Source organism: Mycobacterium sp. NGS40 (assembly GCF_059812735.1).
In genome coordinates, this window is the sequence record NZ_JCALDG010000067.1 from 1 (window position 1) to 4,424 (window position 4,424).

At 69.6% G+C, this 4,424-nt stretch carries 2 protein-coding genes; both read right to left on the minus strand.

The window, feature by feature from the left end; genetic code table 11:
• A partial coding sequence (locus AC5Y5O_RS31750; RefSeq protein ID WP_500028723.1) for a type I polyketide synthase occupies nt 1-3,618 on the minus strand: 3,618 nt, incomplete at its 3' end.
• Nucleotides 3,619-3,635: 17 nt separating this feature from the next.
• Nucleotides 3,636-4,424, minus strand: a 789-nt coding sequence (locus tag AC5Y5O_RS31755) for an acyl carrier protein (RefSeq protein WP_500028724.1), incomplete at its 5' end; no start/stop codon positions are given.

The window sequence follows — 4,424 nt, forward strand, 5'->3', positions numbered from 1 at the left end:
TGCGGGTTCGTACAGACCACCACCGCCGCCGGCAGCAGCGGCCAAGGCGGCCGACAGCGCACCGATCGAGATCGGTCGAACCACCAGCTCCCGCACCGACAAAACCGGCAGCCCCGTTCCGTCGGCCAGGTCCACCGACACCGCGCCGGCGCCGGCCGGTGCTATGCGCACCCGGACCCGGGAGGCCCCGGCGGCATGCAAACAGACTCCTTGCCAGGAGAACGGCAGCATGGTGGAATCACCACCTTCGGCAATCCCCCAGGCGTGCAACGCAGCATCCAGCACCACGGGATGAATCCCGAAGCCGCCCATGGTCACACCCTCGCCGGCACTCACTTCGGCAAAGACCTCCTGGCCGCGCCGCCACAGGGTTCGCAGACCCCGGAACGCGGGCCCGTAGTCGTAGCCCCGAGCCGCGAGCACCTCGTACACGTCGCCGGTCTCGACGACGGACGCCCCGACCGGCGGCCACACCGACATGTCCGCGGCGGGTTCGGGCGCCGCCGCACTCAACGCACCTTGGGCGTGCAGCACCCAGACCGAATCCGTCGCCGCACCACGCGAATACACCCACACGGCATGCGAACCCGACTCGCCCGCGGCGTCCACGACGACCTGAACGCGCGCGGTGCCGCCCGGCGGCAACACTAACGGCGCCAACAAGGTCAGCTCGTCGACCACCGAGCAGCCGACCTCGTCACCGGCCCGCAGCGCCAGCTCCACGAACCCGGCGCCGGGGAACAACACCACACCGTCGACGACGTGATCGGCCAGCCAGGGCGATCCGCTCACCGACAACGAGCCCGTCAGTACCACGCCGCCGGAGTCGGGCCGCTCCACCACCGCGCCCAGCAATGGATGTGCGGCGCGGGCCAGCCCAACGCTACTCACATTGCCCGAACCCACCGCCCCGAGGGGCAGCCAGAATCGTTGCCGGACAAAGCCGTACGTGGGTAGGTCGACGCGGTGCCCGTGTCCCACCGCCGCGGCCCAGTCCACCGGGACGCCGATCGTGAACAATTGCCCGAGCGCCTGGAGTGCCGACTCCGCTTCGGGGCGGTCCTTGGCCACTGTGACCACCGATGTCGCCTGCTCGGTGGTCAACGACTGCTCGACGGCAGCGGTAAGACCGCGACCCGGACCGACCTCCACGAAAGCCCGGGCGCCCAACGACTCGGCAGTGCGCACCCCGTCGGCGAACCGGACCGGCCGGCGCACATGCTCGACCCAGTACTCCGGCGACCCGTAGCCTGGCCCGGCCAATTCGCCGGTCAGGTTGGACACCAACCCGATTCGCGGCGGTGCGGGTGTCACTGCGGCAACCAGCCGCGCGAACTCCCCGAGCATCGGCTCCATCAGCGCGGAGTGGAAAGCGTGCGAGACATCCAGTCGATGTACCCGCCGGCCCCGCGCGGCGAGTTCGTCGGACACCGCGGTGACCGCGGCCTCGGGGCCCGAAATCACCACGGCGTCAGGGCCGTTGATCGCCGCGATATTCACATCCGCGCTCAGCAACGGCAAGACTTCGGCTTCGCCGGCGGCAACCGCGACCATCGCGCCCCCGGCCGGCAACGCCGCCATCAACCGGCCGCGCCCCGCAACCACTTTCGCCGCATCCGCGAGCGACAGCACACCCGCGACGTAGGCCGCGGTGATCTCACCGACGGAATGGCCGGTCACCACGTCGGGCAGCACGCCCCACTGCCCCAGCAACGCCGCGACCGCCACCTCGACGGCGAACAGCGCCGACTGCGCGAACTCAGTGCTCTGCAGCAGCTCGGCGTCCTCGCCCCAGATCACCTGCCGCAGCGGCAACCGCAGATGCGGATCCAGTGCGGCGACCGCCTCGTCGAACGCCCGGGCGAACTCCGGAAAGCGCTCGTAAAGCTGCTGGCCCATCCCCAGCCACTGCGAGCCTTGGCCGGGAAACACGAACACGGTCTTGCCCGCCGAGCGGACCCGCCCTGCCGTGACGCGGGCACCCGGGTCACCAGCGGCCAGCTCGCTCAGGCCGGCGATCAGGCGGTCCCGGTCCGCGCCGACCACCACGGCCCGATGGTCGAACACCGCGCGTGTCGTCACCAGGGACCACCCCACGTCCACCGGGCTCAGCTTCGCGTCCCCGGCCACGTGGGCGAGCAACCGCTTGGCCTGATTGGCCAGGGCCTGCTCGGAGCGAGCCGACAGCACCCACGCCGTCTCGCGCGGATCCGGTTCGGCGACAACGTCTTCGGCTTCGGCAGCCGGTGCCTGCTCGATGATCACGTGGGCGTTCGTCCCGCTGATCCCGAACGACGACACGCCGGCCCGCCGCGGCCCGTCGCCACTCGGCCAGGCGCGCGACTCGGTCAACAACGACACGGCGCCCGACGACCAATCCACATGCGGCGAAGGCACATCCACGTGCAAGCTTTGCGGCAACACCCCGTGCTGGATCGCCTCGATCATCTTGATGACCCCGGCGACGCCGGCGGCGGCCGAGGTGTGACCGATGTTGGATTTGATCGACCCCAGCCACAGCGGACGGTCCGCCGGACGATCCTGGCCATAGGTCGCCAACAACGCTTGCGCCTCAATCGGATCGCCCAGCACGGTTCCGGTGCCGTGGCCCTCGACCACGTCGACGTCGGCCGCGGTCAGGCCCGCGCTGGCCAGCGCGGTGCGGATGACGCGCTGCTGGGAGGGCCCGTTAGGGGCGGTCAGCCCGTTGGACGCGCCATCCTGGTTGACGGCGGTGCCCCGCACGATCGCCAACACCGGGTGCCCGGCGCGGCGTGCATCCGCCAACCGCTCCACCACCAGGACACCGGCGCCTTCCGACCAGGCGGTGCCGTCGGCGGCCCCGGCGTACACCTTGCAGCGGCCATCGGGGGCCAAGGCTCGCTGCCGGCTGAATTCGACGAAGGCGGCGGGGGTGGCCATGACCGTGACGCCACCGACCAGGGCCAAGTCGCATTCCCCCGATCGCAACGACTGCGCGGCCAGATGCAGTGCCACCAGCGACGACGAGCACGCGGTGTCCACCGATACGGCCGGGCCTTCCAGGCCCAGCACGTACGACACCCGGCCGGAGGTCACGCTCAGCGTCGAGCCGGTGAGCCCGTAGCCCTCCAGCTCGCCTTCCACCTGCCCGCCGTAACCGGCATGGATCACGCCGGCGAACACGCCCGTCGCCGAGCCCCGCAACCCCAGCGGGTCGACTCCCGCGCGCTCCAGCGCTTCCCACGACAGCTCCAGCATCAAGCGCTGCTGTGGATCCATTGCCAGCGCCTCGCTGGGGCCGACACCGAAGAACCCGGCATCAAAATCGCCGGCGTCGCCGAGAAATGATCCCTGCCGCACGTACATCTTGCCGGGGGCATCGGGGTCGGGATCGTACAACCCCGCCACGTCCCAGCCCCGGTCCGGAGGAAAATCCGACACGGCGTCACGGCCCTCAACCACCATGTCCCACAATGCTTCCGGCGAATCCACTCCACCCGGATACCGGCACGCCATCCCGACCACCGCAACCGGCTCGGACAGCTTGCCCTCCAGTTCGGCCACCCGGCGCCGGGTGCGCCGCAGATCGGCGGTCAGCCGCTTCAGGTAATCAAGATGTTTGTCGGTGTCCGACACGGGCGCTCCTTGGCGTCTTACAATCCGAGTTCTTCGTCGAGGATCGCGAACAGTTCGCTCTCGCTGGCAGTGTGGATGTCCTCGTCGTCGCCTTCCCGCTGGTCGTGTGGATCCAGGTGGGCGCTGAGGGTGGTCAGCAACGTCTGGATGCGGGTGGTCAAGTGCGGCTTGTCTTCTGGCTGCCAATCGGGTTGGTTCAGCAGCGTTTGCAGCTCCCGGGTGATGTCATTGAAACGTGCGAGACGGGCCATCAGGTCGGGCTGCCCGGCGGAGTCCGGAGCATGAGGAACCACCAGCCGGGTGTCGAGGTGTTCGGCCAGGACGATCGGTGTCGGGTAGTCGAAGATCAGGGTCGGCGAAAGGGTCAGTCCGGTGGCTGTTTTAAGCCGGTTACGCAGTTCGACAGCGGTCAGCGAGTCGAACCCGAGGTCCTGGAAGACGCTGCCCGCGTTGATGTCTCCGGCATTGGGACGGCCCAGCACGGTGGCGGCGTTGCGGCTGACCAGGTCGACCAGTTCGCTGTGCCGCTGTTCAGCGGACAGACCCTGCAAGCGGGCGACGAGGCTGGTCGTCGAGGCGGCGGTGGTGTCGGTCTCGTCGATGACACGCCGGATGGGGCGGGCGACGAGCTGACTGAGCAGCGGGGGCAGTGTTGCGCCGTTGTCGGCCAACGCGGCGGGATCGATGCGCGCGGCGACCAGCACCGGGCGTTCGGCCAGCATCGCGGTGTCGAACAGGCGCAGTGCCTGCTCGGTTGCCATGGGGGCGAGCCCGATTCGGCTCATGCGCGCTTTGTCGCGCTCGTC